This is a genomic window from Gilliamella sp. Choc4-2 (assembly GCF_001690355.1).
In the GTDB taxonomy this organism is placed as follows: domain Bacteria; phylum Pseudomonadota; class Gammaproteobacteria; order Enterobacterales; family Orbaceae; genus Gilliamella; species Gilliamella apicola_A.
Map to the genome: position 1 here is coordinate 1 of NZ_LZHG01000030.1, position 21,497 is coordinate 21,497.

General features: G+C 38.4%; 16 protein-coding genes. 13 read left to right on the forward strand and 3 right to left on the reverse strand.

Annotated elements, in window-relative coordinates:
- The 12 genes from A9G34_RS04040 to ypfJ form a co-directional block, all read left to right on the forward strand.
- Positions 1 to 1,552 (forward strand): DUF2345 domain-containing protein (locus tag A9G34_RS04040; protein ID WP_141670334.1); only part of this gene is annotated, 1,552 nt, incomplete at its 5' end.
- A 10-nt stretch (positions 1,553 to 1,562) separates the two neighbouring features.
- A complete protein-coding gene (locus tag A9G34_RS04045; protein ID WP_065568946.1) occupies positions 1,563 to 3,125 on the forward strand; it encodes a VRR-NUC domain-containing protein in 1,563 nt (520 codons plus the stop codon).
- A gap of 44 nt (positions 3,126 to 3,169) precedes the next feature.
- Entirely contained in the window at positions 3,170 to 4,426 is a 1,257-nt protein-coding gene (locus A9G34_RS04050; protein ID WP_065568947.1) for a type VI immunity family protein, read from the forward strand.
- A 45-nt stretch (positions 4,427 to 4,471) separates the two neighbouring features.
- Positions 4,472 to 4,897, forward strand: coding sequence for a hypothetical protein (locus A9G34_RS04055; RefSeq protein ID WP_065568948.1), 426 nt, complete (start codon positions 4,472 to 4,474; stop codon positions 4,895 to 4,897).
- A complete protein-coding gene (locus tag A9G34_RS04060) occupies positions 4,806 to 7,712 on the forward strand; it encodes a T6SS effector BTH_I2691 family protein (RefSeq protein ID WP_141670336.1) in 2,907 nt (968 codons plus the stop codon). The genes A9G34_RS04055 and A9G34_RS04060 overlap by 92 nt, the downstream gene beginning before the upstream one ends.
- 15 nt (positions 7,713 to 7,727) lie before the next feature.
- Positions 7,728 to 8,576, forward strand: a complete 849-nt coding sequence (locus A9G34_RS04065) for a putative type VI secretion system effector (protein WP_065568950.1) — start codon at positions 7,728 to 7,730, stop codon at positions 8,574 to 8,576.
- Positions 8,573 to 9,460, forward strand: a complete 888-nt coding sequence (locus A9G34_RS04070) for a putative type VI secretion system effector (RefSeq protein WP_065568951.1) — start codon at positions 8,573 to 8,575, stop codon at positions 9,458 to 9,460. Before A9G34_RS04065 ends, A9G34_RS04070 begins: the two co-directional genes overlap by 4 nt.
- Positions 9,457 to 10,317, forward strand: coding sequence for a putative type VI secretion system effector (locus A9G34_RS04075; protein WP_065568952.1), 861 nt, complete (start codon positions 9,457 to 9,459; stop codon positions 10,315 to 10,317). The genes A9G34_RS04070 and A9G34_RS04075 overlap by 4 nt, the downstream gene beginning before the upstream one ends.
- Positions 10,314 to 11,195 (forward strand): putative type VI secretion system effector, encoded by an 882-nt coding sequence (locus A9G34_RS04080; RefSeq protein ID WP_065568953.1) that lies wholly within the window; start codon positions 10,314 to 10,316, stop codon positions 11,193 to 11,195. The genes A9G34_RS04075 and A9G34_RS04080 overlap by 4 nt, the downstream gene beginning before the upstream one ends.
- Positions 11,192 to 12,079, forward strand: coding sequence for a putative type VI secretion system effector (locus A9G34_RS04085; protein ID WP_065568954.1), 888 nt, complete (start codon positions 11,192 to 11,194; stop codon positions 12,077 to 12,079). Before A9G34_RS04080 ends, A9G34_RS04085 begins: the two co-directional genes overlap by 4 nt.
- Complete coding sequence (locus tag A9G34_RS04090) at positions 12,076 to 12,960, forward strand: putative type VI secretion system effector (RefSeq protein ID WP_065568955.1); 885 nt, start codon at positions 12,076 to 12,078, stop codon at positions 12,958 to 12,960. The genes A9G34_RS04085 and A9G34_RS04090 overlap by 4 nt, the downstream gene beginning before the upstream one ends.
- A gap of 1,324 nt (positions 12,961 to 14,284) precedes the next feature.
- Positions 14,285 to 15,142 carry a KPN_02809 family neutral zinc metallopeptidase gene (gene ypfJ, locus A9G34_RS04095; RefSeq protein WP_034946540.1) on the forward strand — a complete coding sequence of 286 codons (858 nt, stop codon included), beginning with the start codon at positions 14,285 to 14,287 and terminating at the stop codon, positions 15,140 to 15,142.
- Positions 15,143 to 15,463: 321 nt separating this feature from the next.
- Here ypfJ and A9G34_RS04105 read toward each other — a convergent pair whose 3' ends face one another.
- Positions 15,464 to 16,666 (reverse strand): MFS transporter, encoded by a 1,203-nt coding sequence (locus A9G34_RS04105; protein ID WP_034946546.1) that lies wholly within the window; start codon positions 16,664 to 16,666, stop codon positions 15,464 to 15,466.
- Positions 16,667 to 17,029: 363 nt separating this feature from the next.
- On the opposite strand from A9G34_RS04105, the gene A9G34_RS04110 reads away from it, so the two are divergent.
- Positions 17,030 to 19,354: a zinc/cadmium/mercury/lead-transporting ATPase gene (locus A9G34_RS04110; protein WP_034946548.1), complete on the forward strand. Its 2,325-nt coding sequence runs from the start codon at positions 17,030 to 17,032 to the stop codon at positions 19,352 to 19,354.
- A 64-nt stretch (positions 19,355 to 19,418) separates the two neighbouring features.
- Here the strand turns inward: A9G34_RS04110 and birA are convergent, their stop codons facing one another.
- Both birA and A9G34_RS04120 read right to left on the reverse strand, forming a co-directional pair.
- Positions 19,419 to 20,372: a bifunctional biotin--[acetyl-CoA-carboxylase] ligase/biotin operon repressor BirA gene (birA, locus tag A9G34_RS04115; RefSeq protein WP_034946554.1), complete on the reverse strand. Its 954-nt coding sequence runs from the start codon at positions 20,370 to 20,372 to the stop codon at positions 19,419 to 19,421.
- Positions 20,356 to 21,489: an MFS transporter gene (locus A9G34_RS04120; RefSeq protein WP_065568956.1), complete on the reverse strand. Its 1,134-nt coding sequence runs from the start codon at positions 21,487 to 21,489 to the stop codon at positions 20,356 to 20,358. The genes birA and A9G34_RS04120 overlap by 17 nt, the downstream gene beginning before the upstream one ends.
- Between the last annotated feature and the right edge of the window lie 8 nt (positions 21,490 to 21,497).

Below are 21,497 nucleotides of genomic sequence, written 5' to 3' on the forward strand. Positions count from 1 at the left end.
CCCGCTGATTGATATTGATGAAGGCATTATTATTTTAAGTGTTACGGGCAGCGGCAGCCGCACTGATGCTTACCAGCTCAGTTTTACTGCGATACCTTTTAAGGTATTAAAACCGTATCGCCCAGCGCCCCTTGCTTGGCCACAAGTCAGTGGCACCTTACCGGCACGGGTCACCAGTCCCGATAATGACACCTATGGCTATATTGATACCCAAGGGCGCTACCGGGTTAAATTTAACTTTGACCTAACAGATTGGAAAAATGGCGAAGAAAGCTTATGGATAAGGTTAGCCAAACCCTATGCTGGCAGTGAATACGGTTTTCACTTTCCACTGATTGACGGTACTGAAGTAGCAATAGCTTTTATGCAAGGCAACCCTGACAGACCGTATATTGCCCATGCAATGCACGACAGTGCTCACCCAGACCCTGTCACCGCCATTAACAAACACCGCAATGTGATACGCACCCCAGCGAATAATAAATTACGCATGGACGACAAACGGGGGCAAGAGCACATCAAACTCGCCACCGAATACGGCAAAACCCAACTGAATTTAGGTCACTTAGTTGACCAAAGTAAAGCGCAGCGTGGCGAAGGCTTTGAGCTAAGAACCGACGAATGGGGCGCCATAGCAGCTGCACGGGGATTATACTTAACCACCCAAACCGAGCCGAAAGCGCAAGGCAAACAGCTCGACATGCAAGCCGCCATTACCCAGCTTGAAAATGCGCTATCCATTGCCAAAGCCCTACAAAATGCGGCTACTCAGTCTGAAGCCCACGGTGCAGACACTGACAGCCAAGAACAACTTAACAAAACATTAAGCCAACTGACCCAAAGCGGCATACTTGCCTATGCCCAAGAAGGCATTGCCTTAACCAGTCCACAAAACATTCAACTCTCCACCGGCAACAGCGTTACTTTAACCAGTGAAAACCAAACTGACATTGCCGCCTTAAAAAACCTTACCCTCTCATCGGGCGAAGCGATGGGCTTATTTGCCCACAAATCAGGCATGAAACTGTTTGCCAACCAAGGCGATATTGCGGTGCAAGCCCAAAACGCCAACCTCAACATGGCCGCCAAGCAAGATATAAAAATTGACAGTGTCGATGGTGAGCTCACTGTCACCGCAAGCGAACAGCTTACGTTAATGTGTGGCGGCTCATACATAAAAATCAGCAGTGAAGGCATTGAACTGGGCACCCAAGATAATATCTATCTGAAGTGTAATGTGATGCAAAAGATGGGGGTGGCGACATTATCCATTCCTTATGTTAATTTGCCGGGCATTAATGGTTACAGTGAATTTTTTATATTAACCGATCATGAAACGGGTGAACCATTAGCTTTTTATCCCTATGAAATCGAAGTAAATGGACAGACACTGACTGGTATAACCGATGCTCAAGGACGGACAAAGCGTGTGTTTACCGATGAACCGCAAACCATTACAGGTTCAGCACAAGAAGAAAGCCCTAAAAATACTTTCAAGGCAAAACATATCGCAACAGGTAAAATTGTTCAGTTTGATTTTAATGATGTTTAGGATAATAAAAATGACAACAATGATTGATAAACCAAGGGCAAGACCGACATCCAGACGTAGTCAGTCGGCTACTACAGAAAAGAATACATCAGGAACCGTACTACCTGTAACACATCCGTTTGATATTGTTTATTTATGCCAAAAAATGGAAGCAGCGAAAAAATTTCCATTCATTGCAAAAAACGGAACACCACGCTATCAACGGCAAGTGACAATGTGGATTAGGCAAGATGCTGAAAACTCTGAGTATAAATTTCCTTACTGTGGTGAAGTTGGATACAATATGACTCAAGAACCACCAGTACCACTTACCAGTAATAAAGAGCCATTTAGACCTAGTAGATATCCCTTATCAAAGTTTCGTATGATTTACCGAGAATACCGCAAACTGAATAGATACGGCGATCCTGAAGGAAGTTATTTATTTGATTTTCGCGAGGTTGGCGTGGTTGATCCCATGGTAGATAAAACCACACTTGAAAACGAATTATCGCTAAAGCGAAGTGGTGATAATGATATTGTTGAAGCTTATCGAACCATCAACCCTGATGTTGCAAAAGAATGGTTCCCAAATGGGCGTGGCATGATCCGCATTCCAGATGTCATAAAGAAAAAGAACTACCGATTATTAGGTGCCGCAGGATACCACCCTGATAATATTGATACCGTCATTGAGATAAAATTTCCTGGTGATCGACTTAATGAAGATCAACGTAGAGATTATTTAAAAATTGCAAGTGGGGATATTAAAAAATTTCGCTTAATGACTTTAAAACAGTGTGAATTTCGTCGGCGTAAAGGGAAAGAGGAAGAAGAGATGCTCGCCAATGCCAAAGCAGATCCCTTATATGCAATTGTAGGCGAAAAGGCAATGACTAGCACTAAACTAGCATTAACCATTGAACAACAGATGAAGCAAGAATATGATGCGATATCAAAACACATTATAAAATGGGTTAACCAGCAAGAGTTTGAGTACAGCCGCCCACAATTGTTAGCTCCTGATAATTATAATTTTGAACTAGCAGTAGACGCTGTACAGCGCTATGAACAACGGCATGAAGCGGTTGTTAACGCCCCATTAGCAGCAGTTGGGGTTTCCATTATAGGCGCAATGAGCACGGCACCTTTAGTAGCATCGATTCCTGAAATGGTGGCGACAACATCAGTTGTTCGCAATGGGGCTGAAGTTATTAAGTTTTCACCTATAACAAAAACCACTGTGGCCGCAGCAGCGACAACAGCCTCGCTACCGTTGGCTGCTAAGCAACCCCAAACAAACAATTATGTATTAGAACCGAATCAACAACTTACCTATTACGCCCAAATTACCGAGCAAGAAAAGCAAAAGTACGAAGATGATCGCCTAATTGAAATTGACTATCGCTATCAACAGAAATATCATTTTAATAAGTTAGAGAGTCTTCTTGAATTTGAAGATGATTCAACTTCAACAAAACAGAGTAGAGACAGAGTAAGAATGGGCAAAAATGAAAGATTGATTCACTACTACCCTTATCGACAACAGTTTTACTACTATTTTACGCCTGGCGATGAACCAACAACAGATTAATGTAACTATAGGCAGTTAAGCTAGCCTTAATTATAGGATAAATGATGAAAGATAAATTACAGCAATTATTAGACGAATATCAACAAAATTATAATAAGTTTACCTATGGTCACTATTTAGATCCTGATAATATTGAAGATGCAATAAAAACAGGATTAGTTGGCTGTTTTTACTTAGATAAAGCCTATAAACCCGAAAAGCGCCAAGCTATCGGTCAAGTGTTAGCGCTCTATGATAAGTATTGGGGCGATAAACTTAAATATGGTTTTTTTAATGCTGACCCAAATAAATTATATCCTTATCAAGCGTTTAGTTTAGCGCAAAAACTGGAGTTGATTAACGAATATGCTTTAGATACATTAAATTTTTATTGGAGTAATGTTGATAATTTAGATTTTACCCCTGAATATTTGATTAAAACATTTTCAAGCCCAGAGTGGTATGAAAAGGTACATAAAGAAATCAGTTATGTTCAATTTTATTTACCAATTAATGAGCTTAAAAGTTTTGGTGTGGACTCACTTGTGGAGTTAATACGTCAAATCAGCGAAATTTTACAGCCTATGCATGGTTTTTTTGGTTTAGGTATTCAACATAGCCATGAGTATTATGATTATCAATATTTAGAGTATGAATTAGCACATAAATACTTAGGGCTTGATATTTCCAATGTTGAAAGTGATTTACGCTTTCGAGGTGGCTTTAAATGCATTAACTGGCTCACTATCCTTAGTGATCAGCTGATTACCGATAAATTAGGTAGCCTTGATGAATTAAAACAACGCAATCAAGACGAAGCAATTACTTTTTATCCGTACAAGGGTGGGGTTGTTGTTCGGGCTGGTGAAGTTCCTGAACTAGGCGATGTAAGCCGTAACCCTTACCCTAAGCACTATGTCAACGTTAACGCGCTATTAAAACCAGCGCGAGCGCCTGAAATTGCCTCATTGGGTTTTGGCTCAATCAATGGGGAAATTCGCTTTAATGATCGCACATCAAAAGAGTGGCAATGCCGCTTTGATGATGTCACTGCAACCGACTTACCTAAAACAGATGAACAAATAGAGCAAACACCCGACCAAACGGGGTTAGCTGTGCCCATTCGTATAAAAACAGGTGAACTTTGCCCCCATACTGGGCTTTATTCTGCAACCATTAACGGTAAAATTGAGTACCGTGAATTAATCAACGGAGATAAAGTGGCGCCGTTTATTGATAGCGATACAAAGCAAACCTATACCGATATTACATGGACATTATTGCGTCGGGATGACGGTGGCAGTGTTTATATTAAAAATTAAACAAATAGCGTTAAACGATATCTACCTTGTGTTATAGGCTATCCCATGAAAGATAAATTACAGCAATTATTAGACGAATATCAACAAAATTATAATAAGTTTACCTATGGTCACTATTTAGATCCTGATAATATTGAAGATGCAATAAAAACAGGGTTAGTTGGCTGTTTTTACTTAGATAAAGCCTATAAGCCCGAAAAGCGCCAAGCTATCGGTCAAGATGATCACAGCGACAGCATTGTCACCAGCTACCTTATTGACAACCAAGAAGAGCCTAAAAAACAATCACAAATAAAAGTTCATTATTCTCAATCCCTAAGTTATAACCGCCAAGGCGTTGACAGTAACACCAAACAAGGTGGCAACCAACCCTTTGGATATGACAGCAAAGTACTCAAAAAAAAACACCACAACTACGCCATGGACAAAACAACAAGGGCTATCAGCAACCATAGCCAACACCATGGATAAGTACAGTGCTGGTTACTCACCGTTAATTATCGCTATTGATGACCCAATCGGCATAGCAAAAGAACTAAATGGCTATTGTAACGAACTCTATGCCAAAAACGATCAATACCGCCAAGAACGGGCACAAGAATTTGATGCCTATGCTTCTTACGAATACGGCATAGAGCTATTAATTCATAAAGAATTTGCTGATGATTTTAAATTCAACTATACCAATCACCCTTATTTTAAACGGGTAATGCAAGAGAAGAAACTGCCCGAAACCGAAGAGCTGCCTGTTTTTTCAACCTTTAATCAGCTATCGGTACTGATACAAGAAGAACTCTACGGCAAACCGTACAGTAAAAACTACCAAGATTGTACCGGAATGTATGATAACTTTATAGCAATAAGATATAGACAAGAAAAATATTATGAATGGGAACGTAACTACTTTTTACATGGTAAAAACTATTCGGCGTATCAGATCGCATTAGTATCTAACAACAACAAATATTATAATCCTTATTTTATAGACAAAGGTTATATCAAATACTTTAACTCCCCCCAATCCAACCGAAACGAGCAAAACTTAACGAGTTATTTTAAAGCGGAAAAATTTTTAGGCAGTTACTTAGAGAGTTATCGGAAAAAAGAAGACCAATACCAACAAGATAAAATAGATAAAATAAACAGCATCAGAAAAAAATATGCCAAATGTTTAGACACGCAAACTGTAAATAACTTAAATCAGCAATATGAAAAGTTACAACAACAAATAACAACCCTAGCCGAACAACGGGCACAACAACTAATAAGTTGGTTAAAAATGAGTAACTTTTACCAGCATATGAAAGATTTTGACGGCGACATTTGGGAATCCGTTTCTGATACAGATCCTAACGAAAAACGGATCGACAACCAATTTGAAGTAGAACAAGCCATTGCCGATAATGAACTAACGGGGGATGCGCAGCAAAAAATAGCGGAACAACTTAACCTATATGGAATCTACTACTCAGCCGTAATCGATAAATGCACTTCAGGCTTAGAATTAACCGACATCGGCAAATTAAACTTAAAAATATGGTTACAAGCAAGTAACGCAAGTGAAGACACCAGTGACAGCATAATGGTGCGTGCGTTAGCAAACAACAGTGAAACGCTATTAACCGACATTCAAGCCATGCTTGAACAGATCGAAAATCACCATGAACCGATAGAACTAAGCGAAGTGATCGCCACCTCTAAAGTGGGTAAAATTGCGGCGTATTACAAAAAAACACAAGGGTTTTTAAACGCAGTAAACAACTACTATAAAGAGCTAGATAAAGCCAAAAACGTATTAAAAAACCACCCCGACACACTGGGGAATGTGGCAAAATTAGGAATAAAAATGCCCGGTAATGAACGTTTATTAAAAATCTTTTTAAGTAAACCCGTGCTAAGCGTCAACAATTTGGCTGTGCGCTTATGCAATATTATGTTCTCCCCCCTGAATAATTCATCTACAATCAATAAAATTAACCACCATGCCTGCCTTATGCTAAATTTGTCATTTTTTGGCTTATATAAAAAAGCGCAGCAAGCGATTTTACAGGCAGAAAACAACGTCAGCAATGCCGTGGTCAACTCGCAATGGTTTAAAAACGCCTTACCTAAAACCCAAACCTTACCAGGTGGCGTGGTGATGCAACTAACCAAAAAAATGCGAGAATCCGATCTAAAAGCGAAAAGTGAGTACGTTAAACAACTTCATAACAAAAATAGAGTGATTTCCCGAGTTTTAGATATAAAAGAAGCCGGACGCAATACAAAAATATTAAAAGCCAAAAAAGAAGATATCGACAACATCAAAGTCACCCGTAGCCAACCAAGTAAAGGGTTTAAAGATATCCGCTTAGCCTTTGTTATTGCCGCCTTTGAAATATATAACTGGCTACAAATTAAAGATAAAACCCAAGGCGACCATAACGACAGTTTCTGGTCGGCAGAAATGATTGGTGCATCACTAGCGATGACATCGGCAACCACCGAATTAATGTATCAATTTGTCAAAACAGTTACAGGATCTGGCTCGGTTGCCGCAGGGCGTATAAAGGTGATGTCAGGGTTCTTCGGGGCAGCGGCGGGGTTGTATGTTTCTTGTCAGAAGTTTATGAAGGCGAAGGAAGAAGCAGAAAAAGGAAATATAAGTTTAACTATCTTGAATGGGCTAAATGGCGCATTATATTTTGTAAATGCTGGAATAACATCTGGAACTTCTATTACATATCATATCCCTTGGCTAATGCACCGATTAACCAAACGGGCGTTAGCCAAAGGGCTAAGCCGAGAAGTCATTGCCCGAGCCATTGCCATTTATACTGCGCAAATTATGGCAAGAAGGGTGATACTATTAGCGCTTGGTTTTTGGGTTGGTGTGCTTAGCCTGCTGATTGAAGGATTGATCTGGTATATAAGTGATAATGAGTTAGAATCGTGGATAAAACTCAGTGCGCTAGGCGTAAAAAATGATAATGCCGAAGCCTATAAAAATCTTATCGAACAACAAGACGCATTTAAAGAGGCACTACAAGAAATGTTTGGAATTGACAAATCCACCGTTGAACTAAATCAACAAAACCAACTCACCGCCAAAGCAACTACGGCGCAACAACCGGATAGCGAAACCGAGCACGATTTTAACGAATTTGATGCCTTAATGCTAATCACTAACGATTTAGAGCGCCGCCACCAAGCAAAACGAGAGGCGCTAGCAATCAAAAATCAACCGAAGTCAAACTACCCATTTAATCCCAATGCAATTACCGATTATTTCCAAGGTATAAACTAAAAGCAGGATAAATCAATGAATCACTACTTTCAAATTATCACGGGTAAAATCACTGAGCTAGAAGTGATAGATACCGACTTATCACACTTTGGCGGCGGCAGTTTTGCCAGTTTGCCACTACTTGGGCAACTGGCACTTGGCAACAGCACCGAAGCTGCTAGCCAAGTTGGTATGGCAAGCGGTCAACAAGAAGCCGCCGACTACCTTAACAGCGTGCAATACTTTCGCTGTAAACTGGGTGAATTAACCGTACACGGCATTTTTTGCCGGGCTTTTTTCCGCAATGGCGACAAAGTCGAAGTGGTAGTCGAACCACTCGACGATGGCAGCTACTACGCCTATGCCCTTCGCCGCCCCATCGATCACCGCCTATGGCTATACCCTTGGGCTATGAAAGGGACTAAAGCGAATAAAACTGATGCTGTAAAAGCAACAGCACCTTTATCACTTCTTATTTTCCTAGGAAGTTTCATTGCAATTTCAATAATTAGTGATGATTTATTTTTTTTCATTTTAATGTTAACTATTATTACAATAGTTGATGGCTTGTTCTTTTTGATTTATTACTGGTGTTATAAAAATATGCTCGGCAGTGGCTCCAAAGACGCCGATAAAATATTTGCTACTTTAGGTTATCTCAAACCGAAAACGGTTAATATGGAAGAGGAATATATGGAGATGTTTTTCAATAACAAATCCATGAACGAACCTAATTTTTATATCGACGTGAACACCGACGAATTTAAACGCAAAGATCCCCCTGGCGTCAAATGGGTCGCCTTCTACCGCGAAGCCCCACCCATTCCCGATTACATTACCGTGATCCACACGGAAAAAACCAACAATAATAAGCGGAAAAAATGAAAGTAAATAGTGACTATTATCAAATCATTACCGGTAAAATCACTGAGTTAGAAGTGATAGATACCGACTTATCGCACTTTGGCGGCGGCAGTTTTGCCAGTTTGCCACTACTTGGGCAACTGGCGCTTGGCAACACCACCGAAGCAGCCAGCCAAGTCGGCATGGCAAGCGGTCAACAAGAAGCCGCCGACTACCTTAACAGCGTACAATACTTTCGCTGTAAACTGGGTGAATTCACGGTACACGGCATTTTTTGTCGGGCTTTTTTCCGCAATGGTGACAAGGTCGAAGTGGTAGTCGAACCACTCGACGATGGTAGCTACTACGCCTATGCCTTACGCCGACCTATCGATCACCGCCTATGGTTATACCCTTGGGCTATGAAAGGAACTAAAGCCAGTAATAAAGAAGCGTTTAAAGATGCAAGTATTATTTCACTCAGTATATATCTATTAAGTATTAGTTGTATAACGATGTGTATTATTTTCTCAGATATAACAAATGGTAAAGAATTATTTTATTTTATTATAGCGTGCATTGCTGCTTTTATCGTTGACGGATTAATTTTTTTAATTTTATTTTACTGTAATAAAGATATCCTTGGCGGAGGCTCCAAAGACGCTGATAAAATATTTGCTACTTTAGGTTACCCCAAACCAAAAACGGTTAATATGGAACAAGAATATATGGAGATGTTTTTCAATAACAAATCCATGAACGAACCAGACTTTTATATCGATGTAAACACCGACGAATTTAAACGCAAAGATCCCCCTGGCGTCAAATGGGTTGCCTTCTACCGTGAAGCCCCACCCATTCCCGATTACATTACCGTGATCCACACGGAAAAAACCAACAATAATAAAAATAAGCGGAAAAAATGAAAGTAAATAGTGACTATTATCAAATCATTACCGGTAAAATCACTGAGTTAGAAGTGATAGATACTAACTTATCACACTTTGGCAACGGCAGTTTTGCCAGCTTGCCACTACTTGGGCAACTGGCGCTTGGCAACAGCGTCGAAGCAGCCAGCCAAGTCGGCATGGCAAGCGGTCAACAAGAAGCCGCCGACTACCTTAACAGCGTACAATACTTTCGCTGTAAACTGGGTGAATTCACGGTACACGGCATTTTTTGTCGGGCTTTTTTCCGCAATGGCGACAAGGTCGAAGTGGTAGTCGAACCACTGGAAGACGGTAGCTACTACGCCTATGCCCTTCGCCGACCTATCGATCACCGCCTATGGTTATACCCTTGGGCTATGAAAGGAACTAAAGCTAATAGTAAAGGTGCATTTAAATATACTGGTACTTTAATGGGTTCTATTTTTATTATTGGTATGATTATGATAGGAATATTATCGCATGATGATTTTATATTTTTTTGTCTCTCTTTTGTTGTATTTAGTATAGTTGATATTTTAATTTTCCTAGCTTTGTTCTGGTGTTATAAGAATATGCTTGGCGGAGGCTCCCAAGAAGCTGATAAAATATTTGCTACTTTAGGTTATCCCAAACCGAAAACGGTTAATATGGAACAAGAATTTATGGAGATGTTTTTCAATAACAAATCGATGAACGAGCCTAATTTTTATATCGATGTCACCACCGACGAATTTAAACGCAAAGATCCCCCTGGCGTCAAATGGGTCGCCTTCTACCGTAAAGCCCCACCCATTCCCGATTACATTACCGTGATCCACACGGAAAAAACCAACAATAATAAGCGGAAAAAATGAAAGTAAATAGTGACTATTATCAAATCATTACCGGTAAAATCACTGAGTTAGAAGTGATAGATACCCACTTATCACTCTTTGGCGGCAACAGTTTTGCCAGTTTGCCACTACTTGGGCAACTGGCGCTTGGCAACAGCGCCGAAGCTGCTAGCCAAGTCGGCATGGCAAGCGGTCAACAAGAAGCCGCCGACTACCTTAACAGCGTGCAATACTTTCGCTGTAAACTGGGTGAATTCACCGTACACGGCATTTTTTGTCGGGCTTTTTTCCGCAATGGTGACAAGGTCGAAGTGGTGGTCGAACCACTCGACGATGGTAGCTACTACGCCTATGCCTTACGCCGACCCATCGATCACCGCCTATGGTTATATCCTTGGGCTATGAAAGGCTCTAAAGCAAGTAATAAATCTTCGCTTAAGTTCGCTGGCACTATTTCAGGAGGCATTTTTATTGCAACAATTATATGTATAGCAATATCTATCAATTGCGCAACAATAAAAAGTGGTAGGGAATTACTTTATTTTCTTATAGGATGCATTGGCGCTTTTATATTTGATGGATTAATTTTTTTAATTTTATTTTATAGTGATAAAGCTATGCTTGGCGGAGGCTCCAAAGATGCCGATAAAATATTTGCTACTTTAGGTTACCCCAAACCAAAAACGGTTAATATGGAACAAGAATATATGGAGATGTTTTTCAACAACAAATCCATGAACGAACCTAATTTTTATATCGACGTGAACACCGACGAATTTAAACGCAAAGATCCCCCTGGCGTCAAATGGGTCGCCTTCTACCGCGAAGCCCCACCCATTCCCGATTACATTACCGTGATCCACACGGAAAAAACCAATAATAATAAACGGAAAAAATGAAAGTAAATAGTGACTATTATCAAATCATTACCGGTAAAATCACTGAGTTAGAAGTGATAGATACTAACTTATCACACTTTAGCAACGGCAGTTTTGCCAGTTTGCCACTACTTGGGCAACTGGCGCTTGGCAACAGCGCCGAAGCCGCCAGCCAAGTTGGCATGGCAAGCGGTCAACAAGAAGCCGCCGACTACCTTAACAGCGTGCAATACTTTCGCTGTAAACTGGGTGAATTCACCGTACACGGCATTTTTTGCCGGGCTTTTTTCCGCAATGGTGACAAGGTCGAAGTGGTAGTCGAACCACTCGACGATGGTAGCTACTACGCCTATGCCCTTCGCCGCCCCATCGATCACCGCCTATGGTTATACCCTTGGGCTATGAAAGGAACCAAAGCAAGTAATAAAGAATCACTTAAGTTTGCTGGTTCTATTTCACTTGGTATATATATCTTAAGTATTAGTTTCGCAGCAATATGTATTAGCTTCGCAAATATAACAAATGGTAAAGAATTATTTTATTTTATTATAACGTGCATTGGCGCTTTTATCGTTGATGGATTAATTTTTTTAATTTTATTTTATAGTTATCAAGGTATGCTTGGCAGTGGCTCCAAAGACGCCGATAAAATATTTGCTACTTTAGGTTATCCCAAACCGAAAACGGTTAATATGGAAGAGGAATATATGGAGATGTTTTTCAACAATAAATCCATGAACGAACCTAATTTTTATATCGATGTGAACACCGATGAATTTAAACGCAAAGATCCCTCTGGCGTCAAATGGGTCGCCTTCTACCGTGAAGCCCCACCCATTCCCGATTACATTACCGTGATCCACACGGAAAAAACCAACAATAATAAAAATAAGCGGAAAAAATGAAAGTAAATAGTGACTATTATCAAATCATTACCGGTAAAATCACTGAGCTAGAAGTGATAGATACCGACTTATCACACTTTGGCGGCGGCAGTTTTGCCAGTTTGCCACTACTTGGGCAACTGGCGCTTGGCAACAGCGCCGAAGCTGCTAGCCAAGTTGGCATGGCAAGCGGTCAACAAGAAGCCGCCGACTACCTTAACAGCGTGCAATACTTTCGCTGTAAACTGGGTGAATTCACCGTACACGGCATTTTTTGTCGGGCTTTTTTCCGCAATGGCGACAAGGTCGAAGTGGTGGTCGAACCGCTCGACGATGGCAGCTACTACGCCTATGCCCTTCGCCGCCCCATCGATCACCGCCTATGGTTATACCCTTGGGCTATGAAAGGAACCAAAGCCAGTAATAAAGAATCTTTTAAATTTGCTGGGAAAATTACATTTCCTTGTTTTATCCTAAGTATGGTTATTTTCACAATAGCTTCTGGTGATGATTTAGTTTTTTTAACCTTAATGTTTGCGCTTGATATTTTAGTTGGAGGATCAATTTTTTTAATCTTATTTTATTGTGATCAAGGTATGCTTGGCGGAGGCTCCAAAGACGCCGATAAAATATTTGCTACTTTAGGTTACCCCAAACCAAAAACGGTTAATATGGAACAAGAATATATGGAGATGTTTTTCAATAACAAATCCATGAACGAACCTAATTTTTATATCGACGTGAACACCGATGAATTTAAACGCAAAGATCCCCCTGGCGTCAAATGGGTCGCCTTCTACCGCAAAGCCCCACCCATTCCCGATTACATTACCGTGATCCACACGGGAAAGGATGAAGATAAGCGAAAGTATGGAAAAAATAACGCCACAATCAAAAGCTGAACAAATAAGGCTTTATTTTCGGATGTTTTAACCGTTTGTGAAACAAAAATAAAATCAGCGTTCACGTCCGAGCAAAAGGAATTGCCAATCCCCCTTTATAATCCCCACGCTGATGCCTAAAACAAAGTGATCGCTTTGCAATTGTCTTCTTCCTTTGTCAGGTTTTAACGCCCGTTGGTGATTTGTTCCAAACAAAACACGAACTTGCCAAACCGCCTTGTTTGACTTGCTAACCAGCCTTAGTTGTCAGCACTTTGTATGGCACGGAATTAGCACAAACAATTATTAAGTGGATAGACAATAAATTTTTATTAATGATGTTAAAAATCTAATTAAATCATTGAATTTGTATTTCCGCTTAAGTACTGCCGAGTGAGTTAATTAGCATAGAACATTGGGCAGGATGCCAAATGAGATGAGGGCGCACAAGGAAGTGCAATACTCATCGGTTCGTTTAATGCTAATTAACAAAGCGAGGGCAGTCACGCAGTGACCAGTACTTCTGGCGGCGAGCTTAGGATTGTAAAGGAAATTTCACGCTAAATTTCCTTTACTCGGACGTGAACACTACATTCATTTTAGTGTCACTAAAGACTAAACGTCCGAAACCTAACCACAAAAGAATTTAAAGCTTGCTGCATCCAATCATGACTATTTTAAAACAACGCTAACTAATGCTGTTTAGAATTTATCCCTGTGTATACAGGGAACGCAGTTAATGAATAAGAATTAAATCTTATCACCTCGGTTTATCCCTGTGTATACAGGGAACACGTACAGGGTTACCATGTTGTAGCTCTGACTGCAGGTTTATCCCTGTGTATACAGGGAACACTTAACACCAGTTGAATGCGAGCGATTGCAGGGCGGTTTATCCCTGTGTATACAGGGAACACTCTAATTGTAGCTATCTGTTTTATTTACAGTTATAGCGACCGATAAATTCTACCAGATTTTTTAAATTTTTAAAGATTTTTAACTTATTGATTTTTAATATACTATAAGTAAGATTACTTTAATTTATGTCGTTTTACCAAAATGTACCAATTTTTAATGTAAATTCATCATGATACGTAAATTAAACAATAGTTAGATAAAAAAATATTAATTCTTACCGATTTTTTTATGGTTATAGTTTCCGACCTTTTAATAAGGAATCGGTTTTACTTTCGTAAGGGTTAATCTTTAGACTAACAATAATTTTTATGCTCAAAACGTAATACGCATAAAATCAAAATCACACCAAAATTGTAGAAACTTTAACCTAGTATCCTTTTCTATTATCCTTTAAAATAAACTTACCAAAACTGATGAGATAATTACTATGCGTTGGAGAGACCAAAGAGAGAGTGATAATATTGAAGATCGCCGTTCGCAATCAACAGGTGATTTGGGAACAAAAATTCCAATTAGTGGTAAAGGTAAAGTTGTTTTATTTTTTGTTGTATTAATTGCTGGGTATTATGGCGTTGACTTAACCGGTTTGCTTAACTCTGATCTTATTGATCTTAATAATCCACAACAATCCACTACTGAATATGCTATTGATGATCCTGATGCTGCTAAATTTACATCAGTCATTTTAGCTAGTACTGAAGATTATTGGAGCAAAGAATTTAATCGGTTAGGTAAAACTTATATTCCGCCTAAATTAGTGCTTTATACCGGTTTAACTCAGACTTCTTGCGGTACAGGTCAATCCTTTATGGGACCATTTTATTGCAGTACAGATAAAACCGTTTATTTAGATGTGTCATTTTATCAAGAGATGAAACAACGTTTAGGTGGTGGTGGTGATTTTGCCCAAGGATATGTGATCGCCCATGAAATTGGTCATCATGTACAAAATTTGTTGGGCACTTTCAATAAAATAGAGCAGTTAAAGCAAAACCAATCTGAGTTAAATAATAATCAGTTGTCGGTTAAATTAGAACTTCAAGCAGATTGTTATGCCGGTTTATGGGGCAATGCTATGCAAAAACAAAATCTGCTTGATGTTGGTGATATTGAGCAAGCATTAAATACAGCACAAGCTATTGGTGATGATCGTTTGCAACGCCAAAGTGCGGGATATGTTGTTCCTGATAGCTTTACCCATGGCTCATCTAAACAACGTTATACTTGGTTTAAAAAAGGATTTGATAGTGGTTCTATTGAGCAATGTAATACTTTTACTGAATAAAAAATAAAGTAGGCAGTATATCTCAAAAATTAGTCAATCTCGTTTTATCAGTCAATAATGCTGGCGTTAAGATGATAGACATTGGAATATTTAAAAATATTACACAAAGTTTTAGTGTGATTCGAGTTGTTGATTAATGTGATGCATCTTGTTCGGTGTGCTTAAAAGCATTTTTTTCGCTTAAGGCTTTAAAACAAGTTATGGCGTTTATAGTTAGCTCTGCCGATTTTTCGTTATTTGTTATTAAATTTTTAATGGCAGGTAATAAATTAATGGCGTTTTATATATTATTTGTAAAACGTCATTTATCCAGTATTTTATTTATTTTTCTTTTACATCTTTAACCAGTAAACAAAATAGTAATGAAATCACTATCATGCTTAAGGCAATTTTATAAATCACTTCATGCCCATATTCTTCAGAAACAAAACCTTGAATCATGCCAGCCAAAATAACACTACAGGTCATACCATTATTAAATAAGGTGGATGCAACCCCCATTCTGGTTGGTAGTAAGTCTTGAAAATAGATAATACCAATGTTTGCAACTATTCCAATAAATAGTGCATTAAATAATTGCAAAACAAATAATGCAAGTTCTGATGAGAATAAAATAATCCCAACGTAAAATAAGGCACCGCAAATTATTGCAATGATAAATAAGTTTCGTTTACCTAAATAGGGTACTAAAAAACCAGCAATTAGCATGATAGGAATTTCAATCCCTGCGGCTAACCCCATTAATTGACCAGGTAATGCATCTGATAAGTGTAATACAGAATCGACATACAACGGCATATCAATGATGTACATCATGTTTGCTGTCCACATAAATACGGTGGAAAGAAATAAGAAAACCACGTTTTTATTTTTTAAAAGGGGCTGGTTGGCTGCGTATAACTCGTTAGGGTTATCAAATTTTGTTATGGGATTTTTTTCAACAGAGGGCAAGAAAATAGCAATAAAAACTATAGCGATAATAAACATCGTCATAGCACTGAGGTACATGGTGGTAAAACCATAGTTAATAGCTAATAAAAAAGATAATGGTGGACCAATTACCCAAGCAAGAGATAGCTGAGCACGAATTAAGGAATTAAATGCAACGACATTTCGCCCTGTTTTAACTGCGTATTCACGCGCTAATGCAAAAATTTGTGGCATGGCAGCAGAGGTTAGTGCTGAAAATAATACCCCTAATGTGATTAAAATAGAGTAATGACGAACAAAAGCGAAAATAATACTGTTAGTAATCCCCATTAGACAGCAAAAAATAACTATGTTGCGTCTATCACCTTTATTATCAGAATATTTAGCTAAGAAGAAACTACCTATAATACTTGCGATAGCATTAACAGAATAAAAAGCACCAACCAAAATTTCATTAACATTAACTTCATAAGATAAAAAACGACTTAGCGTCGGTGATTGTAAGGCGCCTGCGATACCAATAATAAACGTGGAAAAAAGAAAGGCTATAAAAATGGTACTTTGCCGTTGGCGAAAAGATGAAATTGTAGACATAGATTTTCCTAATCGTTTAAGTAGTCGTAATTATATACTTAAATTCCATGCTTATATAGAAATTTGGGGATACTAATTAGTAGTATGAAGACTGTTTGCCACAAATAGACACCAATCACCTTACGGTTATGTCACTATAAAATTTTATCCATTCGGTTATTTTAGATCTTTTCAACCATTAAAATAGTTATAAGTTTTGTGTGTTTGATACTATTTAATTTAAATGTTCTACTGCCATATCAATAAATTCATTTTATCAGTGGATATAATAATTTAGCCGTGGTAGTAAATAAACTTAAAAAATGATTTATTTTTATCTGTTTTAGCGTACAATCAAACTCATCAACAAATAGAGGTAACGTTATGTTATATAATAACAAATATATACATCATCACCATGTTAACCATGAATGTTGTCACAGTAATTGCAAAAATATTAAGCATAATCATAACTATTCTAATCATGATACCTATTGTAGCCAAGAATCAACCGATAGTTGTGGGGGAAATACGCACACAGAGCTTGAGCAAAATGAATCGGATGATCCTCCCGATGGGTCTGAGCAAAAAAGTAAAGATATTAAATTGACATGGAAGATCCAAGGCATGGATTGTGCCAGTTGCGCACAAAAAATCGAAAATGGCATCAGAAATTTACCCAATATTACTCATACCAAGATCCTTTTTTCAACTGAAAAACTTATTGTTTTTGTCCCTGAAAAGAACCAAAAAGTGATTAAATTAATCGAGGATAAAGTAATTGAACTCGGTTATAAACCTTTATTAGTAACTTCAACACAATATGCTCACCACCACAAACATTCCCATCATTTTGATAAAAAAGCGTTTATCCCCTTAGTCATTCAAGGGATTTTAATTATTATCAGTTATATTATTCTTTTATTTAATCAATATGTTGGTGAATGCGCCTTTATTGCAACTGCCATATTCGGCATAATTCCAATCGCTAAAGAAGCTTTGATTTTAACTCGTAGTGGTACTCCGTTTTCTATTGAATCGTTGATGAGCATTTCAGCAATTGGTGCACTGTTTATTGGTGCAGCCGAAGAAGCCACTATGGTTATATTTTTATTTATGATTGGCGAGATGTTAGAAAGCGTTGCAACAAGTAAAGCTAAAAAGGGCATTTCGTCGCTTGCTGAGCTAATGCCTGAAGAGTCGGTTATTATTATTGATGGTAAACGAAAAACTGTTACTAGCCATAGTTTACAACCAGACGACATAATTGAAATTTCATCCGGTGGTCGTTTACCAGCTGATGTAATTCTACTCAGCGAACAGGCAAGCATTGATGAGAGTGCTTTAACGGGCGAATCCATTCCGGTTAATTATTTTGCTGGTGATAAAATTTTGGCAGGCTCGCTAGTTGTTGATAATACAATTCAACTCAAAGTTATTTCTGAAAAAGGAAAAAACGCAGTTGATCGTATTTTACAGTTGATTGAAGATGCCGAGGAGCGTAAAGCACCGATTGAGCGATTCATTGATAAGTTTAGTCGTTATTATACGCCGACAATCGCTTTATTTGCACTGTTAGTAATTATTGTACCACCTTTGTTGTTTAATGCTGATTGGTATACTTGGTTTTATCGAGGTTTAACACTGTTGTTAATTGGTTGCCCTTGTGCGCTTGTGATTTCAACACCTGCGGTAATAACGTCTGCTTTGTCTAATGCAGCAAAACAAGGTGTACTAATTAAAGGTGGTGCAGCGTTAGAGCATATTGGTTCCGTTAAGCTAGTGGCGTTCGATAAGACCGGTACGTTAACTGAAGGTAAACCGCAAGTCACCGATGTTATTAGTGAAGATGTTTCAAAAGAAGAATTATTAAAGTTAGTTGCCGCTATTGAAAGTGGTTCGCATCATCCCATTGCTAAGGCGATTGTTGATTATGCATTGCTAAATCAATTAAATGTCAATGAGGCCGATAATCGTAAAGCAATTGCGGGGGTTGGTGTTCAAGGCGAGGTTGATAATCAAACTTTTTATATTGTATCACCAAGTAAGGTTGTAACTGTTTCAGCGCCTTTGAAGGCTGAACATACCAAAATTATTGAGGAACTTGAAAATGCGGGTAAAACAGTAGTGGTTGTAGTAACAAGTCAACAATTGATGGGCATTATTGCATTGCAAGATGTGTTACGGAGTGATGCAATGACTACAATGAATGAGCTTAACAAGCTTGGCGTTAAAACTTTGATGTTAACAGGCGATAATGAGCGAGCCGCCAAAGCTATTGCCTTTCAATTAGGTATGGATTACCGAGCAGAACTGTTGCCTGCTGATAAATTGGCAGAAATTGAAAAGATGCGTATCTCAACGTCGATCGCTATGGTGGGCGATGGAATTAATGATTCTCCAGCCATGAAAGCGGCAACTGTAAGTATTGCTATGGGTAGCGGTACTGATGTTGCGCTAGAGGCTGCTGATGCCGCATTAACTAAAAATAGCTTGTTAAGTTTGCCTAAGCTAATTGGTTTAACGCGTTTTGCCTCTCGTAATATTAAACAAAATGTTACCATTGCGTTGGGCATTAAGTTAGTGTTTTTGATTACTAGTTTATTTGGCTTTACTGGACTATGGTTGGCTGTGTTAGCTGATTCAGGTACGACTGCGATTGTGACAGCTAATGCGCTTCGAGTTTTGAAATTTAAAAATAAAAGTTAAAAAGTTGTTTGCCTACCCTATTCCGCTTGTCACAAGCGGAATAGTTTTTAATGGCTTTGGATCATTATTCATCCATTCTTAGTGATATCTCACCACCAATATAGGCATTAATTTTACCATTTTGCTCTAGTAATAAGGCTCCTTGATCATTTATGCCTTTTGCTTTTCCCTGAATAATGTTATCGCCAATTAATAGTTTTACAGGTCGGTTAACAAAGTTATCTAGTCTATTCCAATCATTAATAAATGGCGCCAACCCATGTTTTTCAAATTCGATTAATTGGCTTTTTAAAGCTTTGGCAATCTGTGCAACTAATAAGTTACGATCAACATTACCTAAATTAGCCCATTTTTGGTTAACTATGGTGGTGTCAGGGTTTGTCATGGTTAAGTTGACGCCAACACCAATCACAACATGGGCACAGTCGCCCGTTTTACCTGCAAGCTCAACTAAAATACCCGCTAGTTTTTGATCGTTAAGATATAGATCGTTTGGCCATTTAACTTTGATGTCTTGACCAGATAATGTACGTAAGGTGTCGGCAATAACAATACCAACAACTAAACTCAGCCCCATTGCCGCTGCGATACCGTGTTCTAGTCGCCAATACATTGAAAAGTATAAATTAGTGCCAAAAGGCGAAAACCATTTTCGCCCTCGCCTTCCTCGTGCTTTGGATTGAAATTCGGCGACACAGCAATCGCCCGATGTTAGTTGACCAATTCTATCCAGTAGATATTGGTTAGTTGAATCAATAATTGGCAATATGTCACATCGACTATTCGATTGGTAATACTGATCAATTTTAGTTTTATTAAGCAAATTAAGAGGTGCTGCCAAGCAATAGCCTTTACCCTGCACTGAAGTTAGCTCAATCCCCCACTCACGCAGTTGTTTGATGTATTTATTAATTCCTGCGCGTGTTATGCCAAATATTACTGCTAATTCTTCGCCCGAATGGTATTTGCCGTCTGCAAGTATTGCTATTAATTTAAGTGGATTATTGTGGTTGCGCATCCGCTTCTCTTTTTTTGATTAATAAAATGATGAAGTATAACGAAATTATAGCAAAACTGACAAATAAATAGGTATTACTCGTTTTATCCATAATGAATGCTATCACTGCAGGAGCAATTAAGCTGCCTAATGTGTTGGTTAATAGCATTGCTTGATTCATCGCCACAATATCTTGTTTTTTAACACACGAGCAGGCCCAAGCCATAGATATGGGGTAAATGGTATAAATGGTTACGCCTAATAGGATAATTGCTAATACATCACACCAATTAAATATCAGCATAATACATGCAATCAACATGAGTAGTGATTCGATTAGTAATACTGTTTGTCGCCCAAATTTATCTGCACACCAGTTAGCCGGCATTTGGGCAACTACTCCAGATAAAATAAGTAAAATAATCCAATTAGCCACCTGAACATCACTATAGCCTAAGTGCGAATAATAGGCCGGTAAGAGCGAATATAATGAGCCAATTAACATACCTGCAATAATACAACCGGTTAATCCAAGTCGAGAGGGTTTATTTAATATCATTGGCATGATGTTAAAGCTGCTTTTTTTCCTTTTTGGTAATTTATAATGAGTCAGCAAAATAAATAAAATTGCAAGCCCCATCAGTAACGCAATAACCAATCCAAAATACAATATATTTTGCGGGAAATACTGTAACAATGCTTGTCCCAAAACCGAACCCAAATAATAAGTAGTTAAATATACTGCAAGCATTTTTCCACGTGTACGTACCGGACCAGTGAGTAATATACAACTTTCAATAACCACCCAAGTGACCGCACAAGCAATCCCTATAAAAAATCGCCACATTATCCAGCTATAAAAATTCATTGAAAAACTTAATCCAATAGTTGCAATGGCAAAAATAATGCAACTATAAGTGTATGTGTGACGCGCATTAAATTTATTAATAAACCAATTGGCGAAAATGGTACCAATAAGGTTGCCAGTAAAATAACTTGAGCCAACTAGACCAATTTGTTCAAGCGAAAACTCATTACGCACTAACCACAAAGGTACTTGTGTGTTTAACGCTGATAATGAGATTGTCACAAATAATAAGCTGGCTAATAAAATAGGAAATGAATACGAATGTTTCATAATGTTAT

Coding starts and splice junctions, on each gene's coding strand:
- A9G34_RS04045 (WP_065568946.1), top strand. CDS start 1,563: ATGACAACAATGATTGATAAACCAAGGGCAAGACCGACATCCAGACGT.
- A9G34_RS04050 (WP_065568947.1), top strand. CDS start 3,170: ATGAAAGATAAATTACAGCAATTATTAGACGAATATCAACAAAATTAT.
- A9G34_RS04055 (WP_065568948.1), top strand. CDS start 4,472: ATGAAAGATAAATTACAGCAATTATTAGACGAATATCAACAAAATTAT.
- A9G34_RS04060 (WP_141670336.1), top strand. CDS start 4,806: ATGACAGCAAAGTACTCAAAAAAAAACACCACAACTACGCCATGGACA.
- A9G34_RS04065 (WP_065568950.1), top strand. CDS start 7,728: ATGAATCACTACTTTCAAATTATCACGGGTAAAATCACTGAGCTAGAA.
- A9G34_RS04070 (WP_065568951.1), top strand. CDS start 8,573: ATGAAAGTAAATAGTGACTATTATCAAATCATTACCGGTAAAATCACT.
- A9G34_RS04075 (WP_065568952.1), top strand. CDS start 9,457: ATGAAAGTAAATAGTGACTATTATCAAATCATTACCGGTAAAATCACT.
- A9G34_RS04080 (WP_065568953.1), top strand. CDS start 10,314: ATGAAAGTAAATAGTGACTATTATCAAATCATTACCGGTAAAATCACT.
- A9G34_RS04085 (WP_065568954.1), top strand. CDS start 11,192: ATGAAAGTAAATAGTGACTATTATCAAATCATTACCGGTAAAATCACT.
- A9G34_RS04090 (WP_065568955.1), top strand. CDS start 12,076: ATGAAAGTAAATAGTGACTATTATCAAATCATTACCGGTAAAATCACT.
- ypfJ (WP_034946540.1), top strand. CDS start 14,285: ATGCGTTGGAGAGACCAAAGAGAGAGTGATAATATTGAAGATCGCCGT.
- A9G34_RS04105 (WP_034946546.1), bottom strand. CDS start 16,666: ATGTCTACAATTTCATCTTTTCGCCAACGGCAAAGTACCATTTTTATA.
- A9G34_RS04110 (WP_034946548.1), top strand. CDS start 17,030: ATGTTATATAATAACAAATATATACATCATCACCATGTTAACCATGAA.
- birA (WP_034946554.1), bottom strand. CDS start 20,372: ATGCGCAACCACAATAATCCACTTAAATTAATAGCAATACTTGCAGAC.
- A9G34_RS04120 (WP_065568956.1), bottom strand. CDS start 21,489: ATGAAACATTCGTATTCATTTCCTATTTTATTAGCCAGCTTATTATTT.